Annotated in this window: 21 protein-coding genes; 4 read left to right on the top strand and 17 right to left on the bottom strand. The window is 34.8% G+C overall.

Going from position 1 to position 25,437, the window contains the following annotated elements; genetic code table 11:
* Nucleotides 1-9 precede the first annotated feature (9 nt).
* The 5 genes from IEO70_RS04625 to IEO70_RS04605 form a co-directional block, all read right to left on the bottom strand.
* Nucleotides 10-2,157: a peptidoglycan D,D-transpeptidase FtsI family protein gene (locus tag IEO70_RS04625; RefSeq protein WP_190997187.1), complete on the bottom strand. Its 2,148-nt coding sequence runs from the start codon at nt 2,155-2,157 to the stop codon at nt 10-12.
* Between the two features lie 95 nt (nt 2,158-2,252).
* Entirely contained in the window at nt 2,253-3,464 is a 1,212-nt protein-coding gene (locus IEO70_RS04620) for an MFS transporter (RefSeq protein WP_190997186.1), read from the bottom strand.
* Nucleotides 3,465-3,793: 329 nt separating this feature from the next.
* Nucleotides 3,794-4,402 (bottom strand): superoxide dismutase, encoded by a 609-nt coding sequence (locus IEO70_RS04615; protein WP_190997185.1) that lies wholly within the window; start codon nt 4,400-4,402, stop codon nt 3,794-3,796.
* Nucleotides 4,403-4,517: 115 nt separating this feature from the next.
* The gene (locus IEO70_RS04610; protein ID WP_190997184.1) at nt 4,518-5,000 is read right to left on the bottom strand and encodes a DUF456 domain-containing protein; all 483 of its coding nucleotides are present in this window, start codon (nt 4,998-5,000) and stop codon (nt 4,518-4,520) included.
* Nucleotides 5,001-5,219: 219 nt separating this feature from the next.
* Nucleotides 5,220-6,863, bottom strand: coding sequence for a Na/Pi cotransporter family protein (locus IEO70_RS04605; RefSeq protein WP_190997183.1), 1,644 nt, complete (start codon nt 6,861-6,863; stop codon nt 5,220-5,222).
* A 247-nt stretch (nt 6,864-7,110) separates the two neighbouring features.
* Between IEO70_RS04605 and IEO70_RS04600 the strand changes: the two genes are divergently transcribed.
* The 4 genes from IEO70_RS04600 (at nt 7,111) to IEO70_RS04585 (ending at nt 11,211) form a co-directional block, all read left to right on the top strand.
* Nucleotides 7,111-7,899 (top strand): DUF1189 domain-containing protein, encoded by a 789-nt coding sequence (locus tag IEO70_RS04600; protein WP_190997182.1) that lies wholly within the window; start codon nt 7,111-7,113, stop codon nt 7,897-7,899.
* 205 nt (nt 7,900-8,104) lie between these two features.
* Entirely contained in the window at nt 8,105-8,413 is a 309-nt protein-coding gene (locus IEO70_RS04595; RefSeq protein WP_190997181.1) for a hypothetical protein, read from the top strand.
* Nucleotides 8,414-8,616: 203 nt separating this feature from the next.
* Nucleotides 8,617-9,717: a flavodoxin-dependent (E)-4-hydroxy-3-methylbut-2-enyl-diphosphate synthase gene (gene ispG / locus IEO70_RS04590; RefSeq protein WP_328820869.1), complete on the top strand. Its 1,101-nt coding sequence runs from the start codon at nt 8,617-8,619 to the stop codon at nt 9,715-9,717.
* Between the two features lie 180 nt (nt 9,718-9,897).
* On the top strand, nt 9,898-11,211 hold the full coding sequence (locus IEO70_RS04585; RefSeq protein WP_328820866.1) for an alkaline phosphatase: 1,314 nt from the start codon (nt 9,898-9,900) through the stop codon (nt 11,209-11,211).
* 94 nt (nt 11,212-11,305) lie between these two features.
* Here IEO70_RS04585 and IEO70_RS04580 read toward each other — a convergent pair whose 3' ends face one another.
* The 12 genes from IEO70_RS04580 to IEO70_RS04525 all read right to left on the bottom strand — a co-directional run bounded on the left by IEO70_RS04580 (nt 11,306) and on the right by IEO70_RS04525 (nt 25,265).
* Nucleotides 11,306-12,793 (bottom strand): oligosaccharide flippase family protein, encoded by a 1,488-nt coding sequence (locus IEO70_RS04580; protein ID WP_190997179.1) that lies wholly within the window; start codon nt 12,791-12,793, stop codon nt 11,306-11,308.
* A gap of 219 nt (nt 12,794-13,012) precedes the next feature.
* On the bottom strand, nt 13,013-14,098 hold the full coding sequence (locus IEO70_RS04575; RefSeq protein WP_190997178.1) for a phosphotransferase: 1,086 nt from the start codon (nt 14,096-14,098) through the stop codon (nt 13,013-13,015).
* A gap of 176 nt (nt 14,099-14,274) precedes the next feature.
* Nucleotides 14,275-15,222, bottom strand: a complete 948-nt coding sequence (locus IEO70_RS04570; protein ID WP_190997177.1) for a glycosyltransferase — start codon at nt 15,220-15,222, stop codon at nt 14,275-14,277.
* Between the two features lie 115 nt (nt 15,223-15,337).
* Complete coding sequence (locus tag IEO70_RS04565) at nt 15,338-16,498, bottom strand: hypothetical protein (RefSeq protein ID WP_190997176.1); 1,161 nt, start codon at nt 16,496-16,498, stop codon at nt 15,338-15,340.
* Between the two features lie 102 nt (nt 16,499-16,600).
* Nucleotides 16,601-17,380, bottom strand: a complete 780-nt coding sequence (locus IEO70_RS04560; protein ID WP_190997175.1) for a glycosyltransferase family A protein — start codon at nt 17,378-17,380, stop codon at nt 16,601-16,603.
* A 51-nt stretch (nt 17,381-17,431) separates the two neighbouring features.
* The gene (locus tag IEO70_RS04555) at nt 17,432-18,769 is read right to left on the bottom strand and encodes a UDP-glucose dehydrogenase family protein (RefSeq protein ID WP_190997174.1); all 1,338 of its coding nucleotides are present in this window, start codon (nt 18,767-18,769) and stop codon (nt 17,432-17,434) included.
* A gap of 47 nt (nt 18,770-18,816) precedes the next feature.
* The gene (locus tag IEO70_RS04550; RefSeq protein ID WP_190997173.1) at nt 18,817-19,656 is read right to left on the bottom strand and encodes a hypothetical protein; all 840 of its coding nucleotides are present in this window, start codon (nt 19,654-19,656) and stop codon (nt 18,817-18,819) included.
* 65 nt (nt 19,657-19,721) lie between these two features.
* Entirely contained in the window at nt 19,722-20,480 is a 759-nt protein-coding gene (locus tag IEO70_RS04545; RefSeq protein ID WP_190997172.1) for a glycosyltransferase family 2 protein, read from the bottom strand.
* A gap of 13 nt (nt 20,481-20,493) precedes the next feature.
* Entirely contained in the window at nt 20,494-21,195 is a 702-nt protein-coding gene (locus tag IEO70_RS04540) for a sugar transferase (protein WP_206711496.1), read from the bottom strand.
* Between the two features lie 5 nt (nt 21,196-21,200).
* Nucleotides 21,201-22,310, bottom strand: coding sequence for a DegT/DnrJ/EryC1/StrS family aminotransferase (locus tag IEO70_RS04535; protein ID WP_190997171.1), 1,110 nt, complete (start codon nt 22,308-22,310; stop codon nt 21,201-21,203).
* A gap of 39 nt (nt 22,311-22,349) precedes the next feature.
* Nucleotides 22,350-23,261 (bottom strand): UTP--glucose-1-phosphate uridylyltransferase GalU, encoded by a 912-nt coding sequence (galU, locus tag IEO70_RS04530; RefSeq protein ID WP_190997170.1) that lies wholly within the window; start codon nt 23,259-23,261, stop codon nt 22,350-22,352.
* 204 nt (nt 23,262-23,465) lie between these two features.
* Complete coding sequence (locus tag IEO70_RS04525; RefSeq protein WP_190997169.1) at nt 23,466-25,265, bottom strand: polysaccharide biosynthesis protein; 1,800 nt, start codon at nt 25,263-25,265, stop codon at nt 23,466-23,468.
* Nucleotides 25,266-25,437: the final 172 nt, after the last annotated feature.

Genomic DNA, 25,437 nt, shown 5'->3' with positions numbered 1-25,437 from the left:
GGTTTTTAATTAGTCTTCGATATTCTCTTCGTCTTCATTTTGCTCAGCTTTCTCTGCTGGCTCTTCATCAACTGCCGGTATTCCCTTTGCCCTTGATTCTTTCAGTTCAAAGTATTTATCTAATACTTTGCGACCGATATCCAGGTTCATTGAGTGACCGCTGTTTGTTTGATATGCCCATGGCACAACAACAGACATGGCTACTTCTGGATTATCTGATGGAGCATAGGCCGCGAGCGTGATATTCCATGTCTCCATGACTTTATCAAAGTTATCCTTTTTCGGACCGTCATAGAAAGCTTGAGCTGTTCCCGTTTTACCGGCAGGACTATAACTTGCGCTTGCAAACTTGCTGTAAGCTGTACCACCTTGTTCTTGCATTACTTTTCGGAAACCGCTTTGGACGAGCTTAATCCAACTTTGTTCCATATCTAACCTATTCATGACGGTTGGTGATACTTCCTTGACAATTCCACCTAATTCTTCAGGATCATCAGAAGGCTCTCTCACTTCTTTCAATAAATGAGGTTGCAATCTATTGCCGCCATTTGCGATTGTTGATACATATTGCGCAAGTTGCAACGGTGTGTATGTGTCATATTGACCAATAGATAAGTCCATCAGTTTACCGGCATTTTTTTCCGTCCCTTTAAAACCAGTCATTTCATTCGGAAGATCAATACCAGTTCGAACACCAAGACCCATTTGGCTGAAATAATAACGCATTGTATCATAAGCAGCAGGATCAACACTTAACGATTCGTACGGTCGGTATACGCCTCCACCCATTTCAATTGCTGTTCTGAACATGTACACGTTAGATGAACGTTTCAGAGCATTTTCGATATTCATGTAACCTAAGTTTTGGTATGAACCTTTTGGAGGAGTACCTTTAATATACATTTTCGTATCCATAAATCCTGTGCTTGGCGTTATCGCACCTGATTGGAGACCGGCCAGTACAGTCGCACCTTTAACTGCAGACCCCATATTGTATGACGTTGTGAAATTTCCCAATGCAAAGTCATTAAAGATAACATTTCCCTCTTTATCTTTATCATATTGTTTTCCTGCCATAGTCAAGATCTCACCTGTATTTGGATCCATCAAAACTACAAAAGCACGGTCAAGTAATGCCGTATTACCGTATGCCTTTTTCTCCCGTAACTCTTCTTCGATAATTTTCTCAACAGCCAATTGTAAGTCCATATCAATCGTTAAGACAAGGTCACTTCCTCGTTTGCCATCAGTAATTGGCACAGATTCAATAACTTCACCGGACTTGTTCGTTATATTCTTAACCTTTGCCTTCTGACCTTGCAATAAATCCTCATACTGATATTCAAAATAACTTTTACCTACTCGGTCATCCCGATTGTAATCGCGGGATAAATAGTAATCTAAGCGTTCCATAGGAAGCCCTTCTTCAGAAGAAGAAACTTTGCCGATAACAGATTGCAGCGTTTTGTCATACAAATATTTACGGTTCCAATCCGTTGTCACCTCAACACCTGGCAACGACTCCAAATTCTCACTGACAATCGCCACTTCTTGCGGCGTAACATTTTCATTTTTGATAATATAAGGCGTCAATGATTTCGCGCTGGCTAATTCGCGATATACAGCCAACACTTGAAGCTCTTCATTCGAGAAACTGTCCAACTGTTTTTCTGTAATCCGTTCCAGCTGAAGCTTATACAAATCTCCTTCTTCTATTTCCTCAGCTTCTACTTTCTTTCTATCGGTATCCGTAATGAGCTCTTCCGCTTCATCCGGGTTCATTAAAATCCAGAAATCTTTTTTATCTCGTTCAGTAATTTTTTTTGTATCCATTTGGATAAAAGTCGCTAATTTTTTTGCAGTATCGAGCATTTCTTCCGTTGTTGTCCCTTGATACCTTGTATAAGTAATTGCATCAACCGGATTATTGTCCACAACCGTCTTCAGCGTACGATCCAATATTTTGCCGCGCGGGACCGGATTATTGACCGTCACATCCTCTGTCCTCTCTAATTCGCGACTATAGTTTTCTCCATAGATAATTTGTAATACACCTAATCTCAGCACTAAAATGGAGAACAATAAAAAAACAACAAAGAAAAGTATATTCAATCGAACAGGTACGTGCGTTTTTTTCTTTTTCTTCTGACTGTTCAACTCTGTGCACACATCCTTTAGTCCATTTCACGTATCTTGTTCATTGTATACAATTCACCCTGTATTTTCTAGCATTACACTCCGACTTCAATTTTTTACAAACCCAATTGAATATCTTTTACAAAAAAGTAAATAAGGAGATGCCCGGAACCGAGCACAACAATTATGTAAGGCATTACCGTTTCTATGTTAAAAAGCGAAATGGACAATAAAAAAACGACTATAGACATGGCGCGACCGGCATTTAAGTATAATTCGCGGACAACTACATACTCAATCCTCATTTCAGCTGCTTTCCACCCTCTTCCAATCACATCATATGTTAATGAAATATACGGAATAAGCAACAATGGATAAAATACAGCAATACTCGCCCCATAAAGCATCAGGTTGAAAAAGGACACATGGAATATAAGCAAAAAAATACTGATGAATAAACCGCATCCACCAATTAATATAAACCGATTTCTATATTCCTTTTTAATAAATCTCGAAGCAATAAAATAGACAATAAAGCCGATTCCGGAATTAATTAGTCCATATGAGCCTATCGATAGCTCGCTTCCTGTCGAGATAAAAACAAATACAGAAACGATGAAGAAAAATGTCCCTTCTCTCCATCCTTGGCAGACATGTGCTAATGTAATTTTTCTCCAAGCATCATTTAGCTTTCTTTCCTTAATTATTCTGATGAAATGAAATTTTCCGTGTGCCGGTCTCCTTTTTATGAACAAACTCAAAACAACGGCCAGTGCGAAGAAGACCATAGAAATTGAAAAAATAACCGTATAGCCTTTATTGCCGAACATATGCGTGATGATATAGCCGGCTAAAAAAGGACCTACCATACCGCCAATTGAAGACATAATCCCTAGAAACCCATTAAAAAAATCACGATTTTCCGGCTCTGTTATTTCAAATGTCAGCACATTAAAAGCAAGCCAATAAAAACCGTATCCGATGCCTAATATTGCTCCCAACAAAAATAGGTGATCGCTAGCCGATCCTTTCACAAATAACACCGTTAAATAAAAAGAGGTCAGAAAAACTATGCCTAAACGAAGCACAATGACCCGGTCAAACATTTTTGCCATTTTCCCGGCCAAAATAAATGTAATAGGCTGAAAAACAACAACGACTAAATTATAAAAGCCAATATCATAAAAACTGCCGGATTGTTTCCACAGATAGATATTTACAAAAGTGTTCGATAACGCCACACTTAAGCTGTATAAACCGCCAATAACAATGAGAAGGATTAAATCCCGTGTTAACGGCACATCTCCCAAAATTTTTTTTAGAATCATTTACGACTCTCCTTTACCCCGCTAAAAAACGCTTAGCAAAGTAAGACATATGCCAAGCAAAAACGATCTCAGATAAAAATAGCTTGCGATGAACAAAGAATCGCTATTCCGGAAAATAACACCAAAAGCAAAAATACCCCCGTTTAGCGCCGTGTGTAGTTACATCGGACAGCATAAGCAGGCCGATTCCACATTTCAGCGTTACTGATTGTAGGGAGGTTGGGGAAGGTATTAAGTACTGAAGTACTAGAGCAGGATGTCGCACTATTATTTTTCTCCATAAAAAAACAAGAGCATATTTCAGCTCTTGTTCCTCATTCATATTAAAATTATTTTGCCGCTTGGTAACGTTTTTCTACTTCATCCCAGTTTACGATGTTCCAGAAGCTACCGATGTATTCCGGACGACGGTTTTGGTAGTGAAGGTAGTAAGCATGTTCCCATACGTCTAATCCAAGGATTGGCGTTTTGCCTTCCATGATTGGAGAGTCTTGGTTCGGAGTGCTTGAAATTTCTAGCTCTCCATTGTTTACAGATAGCCAAGCCCAGCCAGAACCGAAACGTGTAGTTGCAGCTTTTGCAAATTCTTCTTTGAAAGCGTCAAAGCTTCCGAATTTAGCGTCGATAGCTTTAGCAACTTCGCCTTTTGGTGCTCCGCCGCCATTTGGAGAAAGCAGTTGCCAGAATAGAGAGTGGTTCGCATGTCCGCCACCGTTGTTACGTACAGCTGTACGGATTGCTTCAGGTACTGCATCAAGGTTAGCAATGATTTCTTCTACGCTTTTAGCAAGCAACTCATCATTTCCTGCTAGTGCATTGTTTAAGTTTGTTACATAAGTGTTGTGATGCTTTGTATGGTGGATGTTCATTGTTTCTTTGTCAATATGAGGCTCTAAAGCATCATAAGCATAAGGTAATTGTGGTAATTCGAATGACATAATAATAATCCTCCTATATGTAGAAAGTTTTTCAGCTGAAGGCGGAACACGCCAACAGTTGTTATCATTAGATTAACAAAGATTGCTAGTTGCTTCAATCAATATGACTTCATTTTCACAGGACCTTGAACAAAAAATAAATAACCATAAACGCTTGAATAATAAACTTAGCAAATGCGCCGGTAATAAAGCCTATCACCGAACCAAAACCGATTTTGAAGGCCTCTACTATACCTTTTCTTTCTATTAACAGTTCAGCCAGTACTGCGCCGATGAACGGCCCTAAAATGATGCCGACAACAGGAATAATGAATGGACCGAGCAACAGACCTATTGTACTTCCCCAAACACCTGCTTTGCTGCCTCCGAATTTTTTAACCCCAATCAAATTCGAAATATAGTCAGCTCCGAATAGTAAGATAATAAATAGTGCCTGCACAATCCAAAACATCCAATTAAACGACTCAAAACTATAAAACAAACCATACGCAGCTATACCGCCGATTATAAAAAGCACACTCGGAATTATCGGATACACGAGACCAACAAAACCGATAGCGAACAGTACAATAATTATTATCCAATATAAAATCTCCATAAACATCCTCTTTTCAAAGTAATGAATATCGGCTAAGAACGCGTGCGGCCGCATGTCTTCGCCGATTTGACCTACATTATGTAGGCCTCCAAGTATGGCAGGTAAGAGGTTAGACAGCTATCCCAATATTTTTATCTACGTTTATCATATCAGAGACAATCCCAAATACATAAAAAAACAGGCTGCAGTATAGAAAATTACTGCAACCCGCTATCTATATTATCTATATTTATATTTACTGTCTCCTAGAACCGTCTCCGCAATATTGACAGCGTGGTCACCTATTCTCTCAAGGTTACTTGCGATATCTACGAAAACGACACCAGATTTTACGCTGCATTTGCCGTCATTCATACGGGCAATATGTTTCTTGCGCAGCGATTTTTCCATATCATCGATAATGCGTTCTTTCTTCAACACTTCGACTGCTAAATCCTTCTCATTAAAATCAAGAGCGTCAATCGCTTTTCTGACTGTTTCCAATGTCACTGAGAACATACTTTGTAGATCCTCAAGCGCTGAATCAGAGAAGAATGTTTTACTATTAGCTTGAACTTCAGTCAATTCCACAATATTTTCGAAGTGGTCGCCAATACGTTCAATATCTCGAACTGTATCGACTAATATAGCATGTCTTGAAGACTCATTCTTAGATAATGAACGAGATGACAGCTTAACTAAATAATCGGTGATTTTTTGATCAAGATTATTAATTGCATCCTCAAGCTGGTAAGCTGTTTCCGCATGTTTTGGCTGCTTAGTATTTAAAAAGTCTCGTGTTTCTTCCAATCCTTTAATTGCGAATTTACCCATACGAATTACTTCTTCCTGAGCTTGTCCAACAGCGATTGCCGGTGATTGTTCAATAAAGATTGGATCTAGATGCTGAGTTTTATATTCAATAATTGAATCGTCGCCAGGAATTAGCTTTGTTACGATATACGCCAGTCCAGCAATGAACGGGAATTGAATAACTGTATTCGTAACGTTGAAAATGCCGTGCGCAAAAGCGATTGTCATCTTTGGATTCAAATCAAGTGCACCCTGAAGCGCAACCACTATATCCGTAAAAAACGGAAGAATTATAATGAAAATAGTTGCCCCAATCAAGTTAAACAAGACGTGTGTCGCAGCTGCTCTTCTGGCTGCAACAGAAGCTCCGATTGATGCCAATACAGCTGTAATGGTCGTACCGATATTATCCCCGAATAAAACAGGAAGTGCTGCTTGTATATCCATTAAACCTTGAGCATGCAGCTCCTGCAAAATACCGATTGTTGCGCTTGAACTTTGAACAATTACAGTAAAAATTGTTCCTACAAACACCCCAAGAATGGAGTTATCGCTCATCATCAATGTGAAGTCTCTAAACTCTTGAAGCGATTGAAGTGGCTTCATGCCGTCTCCCATTAACTCTAAACCGAAAAACAATGCCCCGAATCCGAATACAATTTGTCCGAAATTGTGTACTTTACGACTCTTAAAGAAAAATAATAAGACTGCGCCTACTGCTATAATCGGCAATGCATAGTCTGAAACTTTAATACCAATAATGAAAGCTGTAATAGTCGTTCCGATATTAGCCCCCATAATAATTCCAATTGCTTGTCTTAAGTTCAGAAATCCTGCACTGACAAGACCTACTGTCAAAACAGTCGTTCCCGAGCTGCTTTGAATTAAACATGTAACAATAATACCCGTTAAAACACCCATAAACGGGTTTGTTGTGAAACGATCTAAAATATCCCTTAAACGGTCGCCTGCTGATTTTTGCAAGCCATCACCCATATATTTAATACCAAACAGGAAGATACCAAGACCGCCCAGAAACTGAAAAATCATTTCCTGTATATTTAATTCCACTAATATTTCAACCCCTCAAACCTTAATCGTCGACTAGGACTTTGTTATTATGTGATTAAATTCACGAAGTGTAAAGGTTTTTAGTACAGAATTTACAATACCTTAACATTTAGACGTATTATTTACATTTCTTCTTATAATCAACAATTATTTTAACTATTAGTTATAGAATTCTTTAAATTTATTGTAATATGCACTTACGGGAAGTAAAATTAGCAGTAACTATGTAGAAATTAGGTGTGACAGAATGAATATTTTCAAACAGTTATGGCTAAGCCTTTATTCTCCAAAGGATATTGCCAAGTTTAGATTTCAAGGAATCGGAAAAACGATATTGTATGTCTTTTTACTGGTGCTGATTTCATCATTGCCCGTTTTCATCACGACAGCAAATAGTGTAAATAACGGTGCCCAAGCACTTCAAAATGCCATCGAACAGAAATTGCCTGACTTCGAAATTTCAAATGGACACCTGCAAGCTGATAATGACGCTCCTATTGAAGTTACTAACGATGAATTTGATATTTACTTCGATGCACAAGGTACTTGGTCTGTGAATGATATCGCTTTAAAGTCGGATAATGCGCTCGCTATATTACCGACTGAATTTGTACTCGTCACTAACGGGGTCGTGCAATCACAACCATACAGCTTATTTGAAGGCTTTGACTTAACAAAGGCTAACATTATGCAATTTATGGAGCAAATGGATGGTTTACTGACAATTTTATTGGCCATTATCATAGTTGTTTCGTACATATTTACAGCAGGATTGAAGTTTATCGAAATTACGATGTTGGCATTGTTCGCAACGCTTATCTTAAATATCAACAAAAAGAAACTGCAATATCGACATATGTGGCGCATCTCAGCATATAGCGTAACATTAGCGACCATCTTCTTTGCCATCATGAACGCAATGCAAGTGATTGTAATCGGGGGCGTATTCGTAAATTGGGGTGTATCCTTCGTAATAGTGTACCTCGCTTATAAAGAAATTCCGTTTCCAAAACAAAAAACTCAAACAATAGACTAAAAAATGCTAGCCGGTTGTGACCCGGCTAGTTTTTTTATGCGAATCTTCTCTTTAATCGTCCCTGTCCATTATCCGTCCGAATTATAAACGAAATATTAATGGCGTTTACAATTATTGTTTTTTGTTTATGTGCCGATTTTTCGGCATAAACATCTCTCATAGCTCATACATATTAGTAAAAGGGGAATGATCGGGGGAGAAACGGTTGAAAAAAATATTTGCTCTGCTTTTAGTCGGGCTTATTATATATAGCGTCTATTTTGATTTAACAACTGGTACTTTGCCGGCCGCTTCTGTACCGGCTACTGCAGAGGAAGCAAAGCCTGAGCTTCCATACAATGAAATTGAGGTAAAACCGGGAGATACGCTGTTGAGCATCATTGAGCGCGAGGAAGGAAGTTTGCCGAAACCAATCGATAAAATCATCCTTGATTTTCAAAAACTGAACGATGGACAATCTCCACACGAAATGCAAATCGAAAAAACATATAAAATTCCGGACTACACTCCCTGACAAATCATTCTAAACCCGTCAATGATAGTCAAACTGTTGTCAAAAACTAGACATCACTGATACAATTACTAATGTATGTATTTCTGAAATTATAAAGATAGCGCAGAGCGCATTGCTCTATAGCGCCATATAAAACTGAACGCAAATATTCATATCGTTCCTGGGATACAGCAGGAATAAAGGAGAGAAAAAACGTGAGTGAAATCACACATCGTTCAAAAACCCGTCCCGTCAAAGTCGGCAATTTGACAATCGGCGGCAGCAATGAATTATTTATTCAAAGCATGACAACTACAAAAACGCATGATGTTGAGGCTACAGTTGCAGAAATTAAACGTTTAGAAGAAGCAGGCTGCCAAATTGTCCGTGTTGCTTGTCCTGACGAAAGAGCAGCTCGCGCCATTGCCGATATAAAGAAACAAATTTCAATTCCATTAGTAGTAGATATACATTTTGATTACAAATTAGCGTTAATCGCAATCGAAGGCGGAGCAGATAAAATCCGCATCAATCCGGGTAATATCGGCCGCCGTGAAAAAGTGGAAGCTGTCGTAAATGCTGCAAAAGCAAAAGGAATTCCGATCCGTATCGGTGTCAATGCCGGTTCGCTTGAGAAGAAAATCATTGAAAAATACGGCTATCCTACAGCTGACGGTATGGTAGAAAGCGCCCTTCATCATATTAAAATTTTAGAGGACTTAGATTTCCACGATATCATCGTATCTATGAAGGCATCTGATGTTAACTTGGCGATTGAAGCATATGAAAAAGCTGCAAAAGCTTTTGATTACCCGCTTCATCTAGGTATCACAGAATCGGGAACTCTTTTTGCTGGAACTGTCAAAAGTGCAGCCGGTCTTGGACCTATTCTCCACATGGGAATCGGAAATACACTTCGTATCTCATTAAGTGCCGATCCGGTTGAAGAGGTGAAAGTAGCACGTGAATTACTGAAATCATTCGGACTAGCTTCGAATGCTGCGACACTTATTTCTTGCCCTACTTGCGGAAGAATCGAGATTGACTTAATCAGCATCGCTAACGAAGTCGAAGAATATATCAGTACGATCAAAGCGCCAATTAAGGTTGCTGTACTTGGCTGTGCTGTTAACGGACCAGGAGAAGCGCGCGAAGCTGATATCGGTATCGCAGGCGCCAGAGGCGAGGGTTTGCTATTCAGAAAAGGGAAGATTGTCCGCAAAGTGCCTGAGGAAATCATGGTTGAGGAACTGAAGAAAGAAATCGATCAGATTGCTGAGGAGTATTATGCTAAGCAGGCGGAGGAAGCTGCTGCTAATAACTAAACTAAAACGAAGGTCTCCCGAAAGTTCGCTTTTGGGAGACCTTTTTTTGTGAATTAGTATCCTGATTAGTTCTCATTTCTATTATTTATATAAATGACGTATTTTCATACCTAAAACCTCATTATTATATCTTACATACCATTTATACTTTTTTATAAAGATAGATGGGAGGGAAAAACAGTGATAAAAAAGAAACAGAAACGAATTATACTATCAATTATTATATTAACTCTTATTTTAGGAAGCTTAATTGGAGGAATTTTCATAACCTCCTCTCCTAAAGTTAAATCTAGCAACGATAACGGAGATAACGCAAAAAATGTTATCTTTATGATTGCTGATGGCTTCTCAACTTCTTATGCTACTTGTTACAGATGGTATAAAGGAGAGGAAACACTTTTAGACTCCATGCTGGTAGGAATGCACCGTAATTATTCAGCTAACAGTGAAGTGACCGATTCAGCAGCAGCAGCTACAGCTATGGCAACAGGCGTCAAAACAAATAATGGGATGATTAGCACTTCACCCGATGGAAAAGGGTTAAAAACAATCTTAGAGGCAGCTAAGGAAATTGGAAAATCAACAGGCATCGTAGCTACATCTGCTGTTACTCATGCAACACCAGCCTGTTTTGCCTCCCACGTAGATAACCGTTCAAATCAAGAGGATATAGCACCACAAATTTTAGAAAACGACGTTGATGTAATTTTAGGTGGTGGGAGTAATTATTTCTCCGATTCTTTAATCGAGGATGCCACTGATAATGGTTATACTTTTGTCACCAATAGAAATGAACTGTTAGACGATTCTACTAATACAACAAAACTTATTGGATTATTTTCAGAAGATAGCATGGCACCAGAATTAGATCGTGAAGAAACAATCGAACCTAGTATTGCAGAAATGTCCAAGGCTGCTATTAACATCTTAAAAAAAGATGATGACGGCTTTTTCTTAATGATTGAAGGAAGTCAAATTGACTCAGCTGGACATGACCATGATGCCGCCTGGGCGATGAAAGATATGGAAGCATTTGAAGAAGCACTTCAAATAGTTTTAGATTTTGCTAAAGAAAACGATGATACATTAGTCATTGTCACGGGAGATCATGATAATGGAGGATTATCAGTTGGTGGATATGATCAATATGATGCTAATGTTGATTTGCTCCGAAATGTAACTGCATCAGGAAAGTTTATGGAGGCTCAACTTGATAACGACCGTAACAATATATCAGAAGTTGTGAAACAATACACAGAAATTGATTTGATAGAAGAAGAAATAGATAAAATAAAAACAGCAGAAAACCCTTCTGATGCAATTAATGACGTTATTTCTGAGAGAGCATTAATTGGGTGGACAACTAGAGGACATACTGGAGTAGATATTCCAGTGTATGCATTTGGACCAAAATCCAAATTATATGAAGGTCTTCATGAGAATACTGATTTACCGGTATTGATGGCTAAAGCTATGGAAATTCCATTTGATTAACAACAAGAATAAGCTCGCTTTTATGAAGTATTGATAAATACTAAAGAATTATTCCCCCGAAAACACATTCTACTTATCATTTCGGGGGTTCTTTTTAATCTATACGTTTACGTTTCTTTCTTTCCTTAAGTACTTTAAAAAATAGTGGAAATCGCTTTCGTTGCATAAGTAAAAATAATCCAATATAAATAGAGAAAATAAAACACTTATAAATAAAATTCCAAAAGTTTATTTCATATAAAAATATAGTGTAACTAAAATATAGACCAATAAAAATAACAGATATATTTAAGAAAGTGATCCCTATAAACTTCCATATATTATAACCTAGTTTATCATATCGGTAACTTAGTACGACAATAATAGCCACTCTTAATATCATTGCTATAGCATCAGCAAATACCGATCCATAAATCCCATAAAGCGGTATCAATTGGTACGACAAATATATATTTATAATACTACCTGTTAGAGTTGCTAAAAATATATATTTAGTCGCTTCCTTGTAATAAAATAGAATATTGATATAAAAGTAATATGGTGTTTTTATTGTGTAGGTTGCAATAATAAATGGAACAACAGTCCACGCAACTGCATAGGACTCGCTAGTCATAATTAATACCGCTTCTTGTGAAAATAGACCCAAACATAAGAACACTATACCATAGATCCACATTAATATATCAGACATAGTATTTACATCTGATTTTAGATTTTTCTCCCCCCTATTCATTTGGTCAAAAAACCAAGGCCGATATGCAGTATTAACAGATGATTGAACTAAATCTGACACTGTTCCAAAGTGACTTGCCAAACTATATATTCCAACTGATGAAAGAGAATTACTATTATTAATTAACACTTTGGAAACTAATTGTGTTATTTGGGTAGATAAATTATGTGGCAAAAGAGGAATCGAATATTTTAGCGATTCTTTAAGCATACTACTATCAATATTAAATTTGATTAATTTTTTTGATTTCAAGTCCAAGAACATAAAAACAACAAATAAAATATTTACAATTAAACTTGATAATAGTACACCGTTAACCCCCCATTGACATTTAACTACAAAAATAATATTTAATGCAAGGTGAATGAAAAAATATGCTAGTGTTACAATAGATGATTTCATTGCTAACTGCATACCCTTTAAAATTTCTTGATAGATATTATATAGACATAAAAACACAACAGAAATTACTGCTATCAAGATTACAGGAAAAAATTGAATCCCTGAAAATAAATAACTCATAAAAACATTTCTAAAAACTAAGGCTAATGTTAAAAAAATAAATCCGCTAATAATTACAAAACAAATAATTGTTCCAAAAAAACTTTTCACTTTTTCTACGTCATCTTTATAATCTACATAAAATCTAGTTATTGCATTATACAAACAAAATGTAATAATAAAGGTTGCAGCAGCATTAAAGCTACTAACCATGTTTGATATACCATAGTCAGCTGTAGTTAAATATTTAGTATAAAGAGGCAAGAGCAGGAAATTAATAGCATGTAACATTATATTGTTAACAGTATAAACAATAGAATTACTAATTACTTTCTTATTGTTGCTCATTATTTCTGTGACCTTTCATTTAGTAATTTATCTTTAATTTCTATAGAGACTCATGTGAAGCGTATACCCAATGTCATCACTATGGAACCGAATCAACATAGATATTTTAATTTTTTCTGTTTCATGTTGTAAAAAAAAAGACCCTCTAAAAAATTAAGGCTCTGAGCTTTTGTATTATTAGATGATTTTAAACGATTCAAACTGTTTCTTATTTAATGATTACCATTTGTCTACCTCTGTTAAGAGGAAAGTATAATTCCTAAGTTGTACTTTCTTTTCTTCATTTGTTTTATTAGCCATTTTTTCACAAATCATTTCTGCCAGAAAAAATAGGAAATAAATCTTTCTTTTACTTTGATTAAATTCCATATTAACCGTACTAAATAGTTTTATCATATATGTATCATATCTGCCTTCAAGATACTTTTTTAAATAGTCAGAGTTACTGTGTAAAGATTCAGTCCCTATTAAAAAAAATAAATCATAAAAGAAAAAGAACTCTCCGGAATCTTCCCAATCTATAAGACAGATTGACTGCTCCTTATTTTCCCTTACCAATATATTAGGTAGCCATAAGTCACCATGCTGATAAAAAATTGGTATTTCAATAGACATTAATTCCTTAGAAATCCTAGTTTCTAACATATAACCGATATTCGAAAAAATGCTATCACTTTTTAACCAATTAATTTTGCTCGAAACACTATCAAATTCCAAATCATTTTTTTTTAGTATTGATTTATAATAATTAATATAACTATGAAACAAACCATTTATTAGTGCTTCGTAATCATTCTGATTCCAATCCTTTTTATCTTTTGAGATCACCAATTCCTCAATAGAAATGTTTCTATTAAAATCAAAGAATTTAATACATGGCATATCAAAATAAAGTCTAAAATAATTATAATCTAGAATTTTCTTTTTTAATTTATCAGCATTTGAATATATTGATAGCACTTCTTTTTTTCTGACATTAAATATCTTTATATCTTTATTCACACTATGAGACAAAAAAAAGACTGTCCCTTTAAAGCACTCATCCTGATTTTGATCTTTTATCATAATTTTTTTCGGTGAAAGAATACCTTTCACTATACCTTTAAAACAAAATTCACGCTTAAGATTGTATGTATTTTTCACCAGGTTATCTTCAACAAACTTTACTGTATTATAATCCTTCCTCCAAGCCAAATTTGTAACATTATCTATGGAGTATGTGCCTGGTTCTAAATATCTAGTATTTTTCTTTATACTATTCTTTAAAAAGAATAAATTAAATATCTTCTTCATAAATACTCTCATTACTCTACGCTCCTTTAGGACTCTGCTAAAAACCCTTAAGTCCTATTGAGAATCTATTTATACTTAAAACAAAGAGACTATCCTAATAAATCAGTATTCACCTAACCTATAGGATAGCCTCTTCTTTAAACTAGAAAGATTGCTTCGTATATAATAGACTTTTTCGCACTAATACTTCACTTAATTATTTTTTCACTCACCTTAAATCTAATAGTATCCGAAATTTTCATAGAAAAGTATCTACTAGTGAACATACTCCTCATGAACTCAAAAGAACCCTTAAATATTCTTTTATTTTTAAAATAAGTCAATGCAGCATTGAATTTGTGATCAGCAAGGTTGAATTTTTGGATTTCCTTTATTCCACAAAGTTCCCTAGACTTTTTAGTCATGTTAGATAATAATGAGTAATCATCTAACTTTTCCTTCCTATACAGATGTAATAAACAGCGCGTATTTAAGTACTGTTCTAAACCAAAACTTCTTGAAATACTTGTACTCCGTATCCTATATAATAATAAAATTTCACTCATTTTCCCTATTTTATAATCTTTGCTTAAACATCTTAACAAGAAATCATAATCTTCACTATAAGGAACATCCCTATAGCCTTTTAAGTTATCATATATTTCCTTTTTCAAAAACCAAGTAGGGTGTTTGGAAATACATCCTTTCTCCAATAACTTACGAGAATTATTACTGTTTAGCTCTCTATCATTTTCTTGATAAAGTCGATTTCCCTGCTCATCAATTATCTCAACACCTGCAAAAACAAAGTCTAAATTGTGTTTTTCTAAATATTCTTTTTCAAGCTCTAAACGTGACTGGATAGAGATATCATCCGCATCCATCCGGGCTATATATCTGCCTGTACAATGTTGTAATGCAATGTTCAAACTAGAAACCAAACCCATATTCTTTTTATTTAAAACTAATTTAATCCTCTTATCTTCTCTTTCATATTTTTGAAGTAATTCTTTTAACTGATAATTATCAGGATTATCCAAAACAATTATAAACTCTATATCTTTATACGTTTGATTTATTATTGACTCAACACTTAATCTAACCCAATCTATTTCTTCATTATAAGTACTCATTATTACTGAAATTATGGTACTCATTTCATGCTCCCTTCTAGAATGTACTATAACAATACATCTTCGTTTTTTAGATTATGGCTAAATAGGAGGTAACAGGTATTTGTGCTTCATTTATGAATTAACCTATAATTAAAATTCACTCTTTGGACAATCTTCTATTATAAATTATTAATAAAAACACTAATATCCAAAAACCAACCCCAAGATATCCTCCTTTTTGAATATTTAAAACCAAAAAAACCATCTCTAATTTGAAATTTAATCTTAATAAGATTAAATTGAATAGTAAGTAAAGCACGAAAGCAATTAATCCTAGATCCGATAAGATATACGCAAAATTATTGTATATAGTTGGAGTGTTTCCGATTCCGTTTCCAATAAATATAGTGTCTTCTGCGACGTAACTCCAACTTCCTTCAATTCTACTGTCGGTTGAACTATCTTCTCCATTAAATATCTCTTGAGTTCTTTTAAATACCGTTCCCTCTATTGAATCTCCCATATTTAATAAGAAAAGAAGCAAGCATAAAAATATAGGAAAGTATTTTTTGCTGTTAACTATAATTTCTCTAACATTATCTAGGTTAGAATAATGCAACAATTTCAAAAGGAACATTATAAGTATTGATCCATAAGAAAGAGTTAAAATAATGGAAAAAGTTATAATAATGTCCACTTTCTTTGATATCTTGTAATTTTGTCTATTAAAACAAATAATTGCTAAAACAGAATTAAGAAAAAATCCAAAATGAGCAGGTTCTGAAAACAAACTTCTAGTTCGTATGATCGACCCATACCCCCTGTATATATAACTTGCTACGTCATTCCTAGTGAAATTCCAAAAGAATTCATAAGGAAGAACACCTTTCAGATAGATAGCAAGCGTTATATATATTCCGATAAAACATACTATAACAGTTACAACACTAATAATCTGAAGAAACTTATATTCAAGCCTATTTATAACAATAAAGTTATACAATAAAATAAAAGCTATTGTATAAAATATAACTTTACATAAACTAATAATGCTTTCATTAATGGAGAAATCTGGATTGATTAATAAATTTGACATTATATTTAATACAACCAATAGAACTAATCCTATGAGAATAATAATTTGATTCCTCTGAATTCGTAGGGTTTTGGTTAATAGTCCTATTGTCAATACTAATCCTGCATCTATTAATACTAGTATATCCCCAAAATTTATAATTCCTATACTCCAATCTACCAGTACGTATGCAATACTTAAAAGACTCAGAATTAAAGTTAAGAAGAAATTGTTTTTTTCCATTCTAGAAAAACCCTTCAATCAAAAATAATTCTATTTCTTATATCGAAAAAACACTTATATTGCCAAGCTACTTATTTTTAAATCCTTTCTTTCAGTACTTTATCATCCTTTAGTCTCTTTAATACCTTTTTTCATGGCATTATATGCTTCCCTAAAACTCATATTACTTAGCATTTCTCTATGCCTTAAAATAAATTGTAAACAAAGAATTCTTGCCCACCTTTTTGATATAAAAGCAAACAAGACGCCTTTATCAAAAAAGAACTTATCAGTATACCCACGGAACCACGAAGAATTACTTTGACTTACATAACCAATAATGGAGGAATTAGTATATACGTTTAACCCTTTTTTCAAACAATCAACAATAAAAAGACTATCCTCTCCAGATCCATACTTTGCTCCTCCCCCAAATAAAAGGGAAAAATATATATTAGCTTGTTTTATACGTTCTGTTCTGACTGCCATTTGATATGTACCAAATCTTAAACAATTGAACCATCTTACTCTTCTACTTTTTTCAATTTTATATGATGGTCTTTTCAAATTACGACTGAGTACATTAAAAAAAATTAAATCAGCCTTTGGATTTTGCTTGAAGGCTTCAATAACTATTTCCCTATAATTATCAACATATATCACATCATCATCAGCAAATAAGCAAATATCTCCCGTAGCTCTCATTAGAGCGTTATTCCTACTCAATCCAATTCCTCGTTCGTTAAAGCATAGAAAAGAAATATGATGTTTTTTATATTCAAAATTGACAACTTCATTTTTATTACATTGATTGATAACTATAGCATCAGATTGTATATTCATTTTTTCCAACAAGCTATAATCAATTTGATCCATTGTTGATACCAGTACTTCCAGATTCATGAATATGCTCCTTGTCAATTTTTATTTCTGACAAAATAATAATAGTAATTATCAAACTGTCAGTTGTGTTTCTTCTTCTAATGCTGAAATTTTATCTCCTCGTCCGATAGAATAATACTCTACTCCGATGTCTTCCATTACTTTTGGTTGATAGCAGTTTCGACCATCAAATACCTTTGCTTTACTCATTAACTTTTTAAATTTTGACGGTTCAATGTTTATTATCTCTTCCCATTCAGTCATAATAAAGCACATTTCCGCCCCCTGTAATGCCTCTTCAATAGATGTTGTATAAGTAATTGTATTTCCAAAATAACGCTTTGCATTATTTACACCTACCGGATCATAGGCTATCACTTCTGCTCCATGTTCAACTAAATAATTAATATTTACGATTGATGGAGCATCACGCAAGTCATCTGTCCCAGGCTTAAACGTTAAACCCAGCACAGCAACTCTTACATTATCAAAACTCTCTATCGTTTTACGTGCTTTTTTTATTAACTTCATTTTTTGGTTTTCATTTACCTCTATTGCTGCTTTAACTGTTCTCAATTCATAATCTTGATCACACGCTAACCAATGCAATGCTTTCGTATCTTTAGGAAAGCAAGAACCACCGTAGCCAAGACCTGCTTTTAAAAATTTGCTACCAATCCGTTCATCGTAACTCATGCCACGAGCAACATCTTCAATGTTAGCACCAACAATTTCACAAAGATTTGCAATATCGTTAATAAATGATATTTTTAAAGCTAAGAAATCATTTGATGCATATTTTATCATTTCCGCACTACGTCGATTTGTAATAACAATTGGTTGATTAAAGGCTTGATATACTCTCTCCAGAAGTTCACGAGCCCATTCACTTTCGACACCAATAACAATACGTGATGCATTTAGCGTGTCATTAACTGCTGTCCCTTGTGCCAAAAACTCGGGATTAGAAGCTACCTCAATATGAACATCATTTACAAGATGTTTTTTTATTAAAGCCTCAATACTGTCATTTGTTCCAATCGGCACCGTTGATTTCACAACTACTAGCGTATCTTTCTCAACATTTTCTGCAATTTGAATTGCTACTTTTTTAACATGATCTAAATTAGCTGAACCATCGTTCCGTTCAGGAGTACCTACAGCAATCATGATAATGTCAGCATCTTTATAAGCATTCTTATAATCAGTGGTATAATTTAATCTACCCTCTGTATAATTATTTTTCATTAACTCCTCAAGATCAGCTTCATAAATTGGAGATATACCAGCTTTCATGTCCTTAACTTTATTCTCATCAATATCAACACACACAACTGAATGGCCAACTTCCGACAAACACACTCCTGTGACTAATCCTACATAACCTGTTCCTGCTATAGCTATTTTCATTTTTGATCACCTACAATCCAAAATTTATAAAAATGAGTTGATATTAATTACATTTGATTTTTAAGTTGTACTTCCAATTTTTTCTGACTTCTTATTATTTCTTCATGTCTTAAAACAACAGCAATCTTACTAAAAACACCTGTTTTGAACTTATAAAAAAATTTTCTAAAAGGATACAAGAATCTTACAAGGACTTGTACATACCAAATATAAACTACATGTAACTTACAGTATCTTCTTTTGTAATTGAATTTCTTTACTAAGTAGTTTTGGATATTCGTATCATGATTTAATGATTTAGTACCGGCTATAATAAATTTATTGTGTTTTTTTATATAATATTGATTTATCGAATAATTAATAGCAGCACTGATCTCGAATTTTAAAAAATCAGGGTCATATTTTACTACTTGAAAATCACAAAATTTATCGTATACTTTCACTGTACCCCAGCCTACTAAGATACTGTCATAAAATACGCCCCAGATATCTATCGATTCATCCAAATTTTCAACCATTTCTTCAAATTGCTGTTTATTCATTTTATTTACATTAGTAATATATTTTTTGAACGCTTTATCATAAACATTGTATCCTTGTTCAATTAAAGATTTTTTTGAAATGATTTTTACACTACAATATTTAAAAGCTCTTCGTAATTCATTTCTTACTTTCCTTAATTCAACATCTTCAACTTCAATAAATTTATCACACACTAAATAATAGAAATCTTTATATACATCTGAATCAAAATCTGTTGTCCATCTAGCCATATAACAATGCGACTTTTTCATTAATTTCTTGATTTCTTCAATACTTTCTTCTGGCTCACTAACTTGGGGAATACAAGGTATAAGAACTTTATGATAAGCTTTCCAATGAGTCATGCCATCTCCCCCTCTCTATAAGCAAATTAATGCTTGCTATATAATTAGTCCTGCATACTAAGTGACTAACTATAGTGTTTTTTCACAGCATTTATCCCATAAAAAACAAAAAAATAAAGACATTTAAATATTGATAGATGCTCAACTTTTCTGCAATTAATCCAATGGTTTTTAGCTGCCTCAAACTTATTATGTGATATTGATCCTTTTACTTCCCTGTAATAGGCTAAACTTTCATTTAAGCCATATGCGCTATGACCTTCTCTAAGCAGTTTAGCCCAAGTCATTGAATCATGGTCTTTCTTCACATTAACTAATCTAACTTCGCCCACAATATCAAGATTTATCATTACAGTCAGTGTTCCAATAATAGTATTTTTCATGAATTGACTATAATTCAGTTTCGAAGGTACTCTAATAATCTTGTTCTGGTTCTCTCTTACAATCTCATACCCTGTGAATGAGAACCCAATATTATTTTCAATCATGAAATTTAATTGGTTTTCTAGCTTATTAGGTTTCCACATATCATCCGCATCTAAAAAAGCGATGTAACTTCCTTGCGCTTTTTCAAGAGCCTTATTTCTTGCGACAGCAGCTCCAGCATTTTTCTCTAATCTAAAATATTTGATTCTAGAATCTTTAAATCCATCAATCACTTTAGCCGTTCTGTCTGTCGAACAATCATCAGCAATAAGCATCTCCCAGTTTGGATATGTCTGAGCCAATACACTCTTTATTGTTTCACCTATATACTTTTCTGAATTGTAAACAGGTGTGATTATTGAAACTAAAATATTTTCTTTATTATTCTTGTTTCCCATTCTAAACACCGTCTTACAAGATATTTTCTATTTCTCTACTTTTCTCTATCAATGCCAAATAGGTCTTTTCATCAATCTGTCCTATTCTTAATAGGTAATCTCCAAGGTTCTCAGCGGTTATCATACCTTCTTCACTTACTCCCTCCCGCTCTAAAACCTTAATTACTGTCAAAAAAATTATTTTCCAATCTTTTATGAAAGTAATATTATCGATATATTCCAAATCCATTTCTAATTTTTCTTCCCATGTCACTGAATTGCGCCCGTGGATTTGAGCCCAACCCGTAAGTCCTGGTGTAACCTCGCATCTCTTTCTTTGTTTTAAAGTCATAAACACTATATCTTGCACAAGTTGAGGTCTTGGTCCGACAATTGAAAGATCACCTTTCAAAATATTAATTAATTCAGGAAGCTCATCCAGTGATGTATCACGAAGAAACTTGCCAAGTTTAGTAATTCTAATATCATCCGGCAATAATTCTCCATTCTCATTTCTGCTATTAGTCATTGTCCTAAACTTATATAACGTGAAAATCTCCTCATTTAATCCTGGACGTTTCTGCCTAAAAATAACGGGACTTCCCAAATTCAACTTAATAAGAATGGCAATCAGCAAAAGAATAGGACTTAAAATTACAAGTGCCGTTAAAGATAAAAGAAAATCCATTGGTCTTTTTATATACCTTCTATAAATACCTCCTTTAGAATGAAGCATTAGTATCACCGCAATTTCTTAATAATTTTTACAATTCTATTCAAATCCTCATCAGTCATCTTCGTATCACTCGGCAAACATATACCATTCTCAAATAATCGCTCTGCTACATCTGTTCCTATATAGTCATATTTCTCGAAAAACGGCTCCAAATGCATCGGCTTCCAGATTGGTCTCGATTCAATATTTTCCTTCTCAAGAGCTTCCATAACATCCAGCGGCCTTACTTCTCCACTTAATGTCATGCAGCTCAACCAAAAATTCGGTTCATTCCATTCATTAACCGGCATAAAATCCACACCATTTAGCCGCCCAAGTTCATGTCTATAAAATTCAAAGATATATTTCTTCTTACTCATTCTTTGATTTAGCACTTTAAGCTGGCCTCTTCCGATTCCCGCCAAGATATTGCTCATTCGATAATTAAACCCTAGCTCACTATGCTGATAATATCTTGCCGGATCTTTACTTTGCGCAGACCAAAATCTAACCTTTGCAATTCTCTCCTCGTGATCAGAGACAAGCATGCCTCCGCCAGAAGTAGTAATAATCTTATTTCCATTAAAAGAAAAGATACCATAATCACCTATGGTACCTAATTGTTTCCCTTTATAAAACGAACCGAGGCCTTCCGCAGCATCTTCAATCAAAGTAGCATTATATTTATGGCAAAGTGCGACTATTCGATCCATATCAGCAGATAATCCATAAAGGTGTACGACGATGACTGCTTTTACTTCCGGGTATTTCTCAAACGCTTCTTCAAGTGCCTTTGGACACATATTCCATGTTCGCTCATCACTATCAATAAACACAGGTATTGCATTTTGATAAATAATTGGATTGGCTGAAGCTGCAAAAGTAAGTGTCTGACAAAAGACAATATCTCCTTCTCCCACTCCCGCTGCTTTAAGAGCCATATGAATAGCTGCTGTGCCAGACGATAATGCTACTGCAGCTTTAGAACCAACTTTAACAGCAAATTCGTTTTCAAATTCATCTACATTTTCTCCAAGAGGGGCAATCCAATTTGTATCAAACGCTTCTTGTATATATTGCATCTCATAACCATCATCGCTCATATGGGGCGATGAAAGATAGATTCTATCAGTCACACCTCATACACCTCCTAAGGAAATATCTTAAAAAAACTACTAATTAATTAACTTTCCCTTTCCAATGTCTTCTTTACCTGTTTTTTCTTTCTCTAGTTGCTCTTCCATAAAATCCATCAAGTCTTTTTTTAATTCCGGCTTATTCAACGCAAATTCAATTGTTGTTTCAATAAATCCTAATTTTTCACCGACATCATACCGTTTCCCATCGAATTCGTAAGCAAATACGCGCTGAATCTTATTCAACTTCTGAATGGCATCAGTTAATTGGATTTCTCCTCCTGCACCTGTTTCTTGTTTTTCAAGAAACATAAAGATTTCTGGTGTTAATATATAACGTCCGATAATACCTAAATTCGATGGAGCCGTTCCTTGTTCTGGTTTCTCGATAAAGTCACTTACTTCATATAATCTTCCAGTTTGCTTAATAGGATCGATAATGCCATATCGGTGCGTTTCAGAATCTGGTACTGCTTGCACCCCAATAACAGAAGAAAATGTCTGGTCATGAACATCTATCAATTGTTTTAAGCATGGTGTTTGCGCTTCTACAATATCATCGCCCAGTAATACAGCAAAAGGTTCATCACCAATAAATTTTCTAGCACACCAGACAGCATGCCCGAGACCTTTTGGTTCCTTTTGTCGAATATAACAAATCTCAACATTTGCTGAGTCGTTCACTTTTTCTAATAAGTCTAGTTTATGTTTTTCTAATAACGTATTTTCAAGTTCAAAGGCATGATCGAAGTGGTCTTCAATTGCTCTTTTCCCTTTCCCTGTTACAATGATGATGTCCTCTATACCTGAAGCAATCGCTTCCTCTACAATGTATTGAATGGTTGGTTTATCAACAATAGGAAGCATTTCCTTAGGCATGGCCTTTGTTGCAGGAAGAAATCTTGTACCTAAACCAGCTGCTGGTATAATTGCTTTTTTTACTTTTTTCATAGCCAGCTCCCCAATCTTTTTTTAATCTTTAGGCTGTGTTAAACGATATTGTTGATTTCCGCTACGGGGAGACGCTTTCCGTGGGGCAAGTCCTGCCCGCTTCGTCTGAGCAAGAGTCACCATTCCCTCCGCTACAATTAACATTTTCCGTCCAAATCAACAACGAACGATAACAGAGCTAATTTTTAAAAAGGATTACAAAACCTAAAATCTGCTATTGGAAACTTTCAAGAGTGTATCTTTCAATTGCTTACTATCCATCATTTTGAATTGATCGATAAGTTGATACAATTCCTGTTTCTTCATCGGGTTCGCCTTACCGATATGAATTTTCGGATAAATTTGCTCTGTTTGTATTTCATCTCGACTTAATAATTCCTCATATAACTTTTCTCCAGGTCGCATACCTATATAATCAATGCCTATTTCTTCTTCTGTATAACCTGATAAAGAAATCATATTTTTAGCTAAATCAGCTATTTTGACTGGCTTGCCCATATCAAGTACAAATACCTCTCCACCCTTAGCAAGTGAGCCAGCTTCAATAACTAATCGTGCTGCTTCAGGAATGGTCATAAAATACCTTGTCATTCTCGGATCAGTGACTGTCACTGGACCTCCTGCAGCAATTTGTTTTTCAAATAAAGGAACAACACTGCCCCTACTTCCGAGTACGTTTCCGAACCGTACCACTACAAATTTTGTAGCACTTTCTTCAGCTAAATTTTGAATGATCATTTCCGCAAACCTTTTTGTTGCTCCCATCACATTCGTAGGTCTAACTGCTTTGTCTGTAGATATCATGACAAAGTTCTTCACCCCATATTGTGATGCTACCTCTGCGATATTTTTGGTTCCAAGAATATTATTTTTTACAGCTTCTTTCGGATTATATTCCATCAACGGCACATGCTTATGGGCCGCAGCATGATAGACGATGTCAGGTTTATATTTGTTCATCAATTCACATAATAGTTCTCTATCTTGTATTTCGGCTATAATAGGAACAATCTCAATTTCGTTCACGTACTTATCTCGTAATTCCATATCAATGTGATAGATACTATTTTCCCCATGACCTAAAAGAAGAATTTTCTTTGGATTGAATCGGCAAACTTGGCGACAAATTTCTGATCCGATAGATCCACCTGCCCCGGATACTAGAACCACTTTACCAGTAATATCTTCACGTATTGAATTAAGATCTAATTCGACCGGATCTCTTCCCAATAAGTCATCAATGTTCACATCTTTCAATGCGCTAAATGAAAGTTTACCGAGCATAATGTCTTCAATTTTAGGTATTATTTGTGTCTTTGCACTTGTTTTCTTGCATTCACCAATAATACTCTGTAACTTTTGCTTGTTACGTAAGGAGGGAATGGCAATGACGATATGGTTAATAGCATTGGACTCTGCTACCTTAACGATATCTTTTGTAGTTCCCAAAACAGGAATGCCCAACACTTGTAGTTTTTGCTTATTCAAATCATCATCAATAAATGCTACTGGATGTAATCCACTATCCGTGTGATTCAATAAGTGGTGTACAATCATAACTCCAGCAGAACCTGCACCAACTACTAATGTTCTCTTAACTGATTTATTGTCCGCTATTTTATAATTACTATATAGACGCCAGCATAAACGGGAAGCACCTAAAAGCAACAGATGAATCATCCACACGACGATAAAAACCCGTATATATATGTAGCTCAAAATAATGTACTGTAAAATTATTGTTACTATACACGATATAGTTACTGTTTTAAAAATAGCAATTAATTCACTGATACTAGCATACTCCCATGCCTTTTTATAAAGATTAAAATAAGAAGCACACAAAAAATAGCTGATCAATAAACCAACTACTGAAAACGTTATTTCGCTAGTTCCCATTACGGATCTGCTTTCAAATACCAGTCCATATCCTAAAAAAACCGAGGTCACTACAATCAGTGCATCAATAATATTTAATATACAAATACGTTTTTTGATTGTCATTAGCAATCCCCTTCTTCCTTAAAATAACCTATAAAAATAAATAACTAATGAAAAAGCAAAATAATTTCCTGCTTTTTCATTAGTTATTTAAATTAAAATGGGCATCTAACCCGCCCTCACACCACATTCTTGACAACGAATGCGTCTAAGGATATCTTTCGCAGAATATCCC

Source organism: Peribacillus faecalis (assembly GCF_014712675.1).
GTDB classification, from domain to species: Bacteria; Bacillota; Bacilli; order Bacillales; family DSM-1321; genus Bacillus_AD; species Bacillus_AD faecalis.
Note: the sequence above shows the minus strand (reverse complement) of the source record. Positions and strands in the feature narration are given on the sequence as shown.

Excerpts from the sequence above, each read along its gene's own strand:
- IEO70_RS04620 (WP_190997186.1), bottom strand. The coding sequence starts at position 3,464 with ATGATTCTAAAAAAAATTTTGGGAGATGTGCCGTTAACACGGGATTTA.
- IEO70_RS04615 (WP_190997185.1), bottom strand. The coding sequence starts at position 4,402 with ATGTCATTCGAATTACCACAATTACCTTATGCTTATGATGCTTTAGAG.
- IEO70_RS04610 (WP_190997184.1), bottom strand. The coding sequence starts at position 5,000 with ATGGAGATTTTATATTGGATAATAATTATTGTACTGTTCGCTATCGGT.
- IEO70_RS04600 (WP_190997182.1), top strand. The coding sequence starts at position 7,111 with ATGAATATTTTCAAACAGTTATGGCTAAGCCTTTATTCTCCAAAGGAT.
- IEO70_RS04580 (WP_190997179.1), bottom strand. The coding sequence starts at position 12,793 with ATGAGCAACAATAAGAAAGTAATTAGTAATTCTATTGTTTATACTGTT.
- IEO70_RS04575 (WP_190997178.1), bottom strand. The coding sequence starts at position 14,098 with ATGAGAGTATTTATGAAGAAGATATTTAATTTATTCTTTTTAAAGAAT.
- IEO70_RS04570 (WP_190997177.1), bottom strand. The coding sequence starts at position 15,222 with ATGAGTACCATAATTTCAGTAATAATGAGTACTTATAATGAAGAAATA.
- IEO70_RS04565 (WP_190997176.1), bottom strand. The coding sequence starts at position 16,498 with ATGGAAAAAAACAATTTCTTCTTAACTTTAATTCTGAGTCTTTTAAGT.
- IEO70_RS04560 (WP_190997175.1), bottom strand. The coding sequence starts at position 17,380 with ATGAATCTGGAAGTACTGGTATCAACAATGGATCAAATTGATTATAGC.
- IEO70_RS04555 (WP_190997174.1), bottom strand. The coding sequence starts at position 18,769 with ATGAAAATAGCTATAGCAGGAACAGGTTATGTAGGATTAGTCACAGGA.
- IEO70_RS04550 (WP_190997173.1), bottom strand. The coding sequence starts at position 19,656 with ATGACTCATTGGAAAGCTTATCATAAAGTTCTTATACCTTGTATTCCC.
- IEO70_RS04545 (WP_190997172.1), bottom strand. The coding sequence starts at position 20,480 with ATGGGAAACAAGAATAATAAAGAAAATATTTTAGTTTCAATAATCACA.
- IEO70_RS04540 (WP_206711496.1), bottom strand. The coding sequence starts at position 21,195 with ATGCTTCATTCTAAAGGAGGTATTTATAGAAGGTATATAAAAAGACCA.
- galU (WP_190997170.1), bottom strand. The coding sequence starts at position 23,261 with ATGAAAAAAGTAAAAAAAGCAATTATACCAGCAGCTGGTTTAGGTACA.
- IEO70_RS04525 (WP_190997169.1), bottom strand. The coding sequence starts at position 25,265 with ATGACAATCAAAAAACGTATTTGTATATTAAATATTATTGATGCACTG.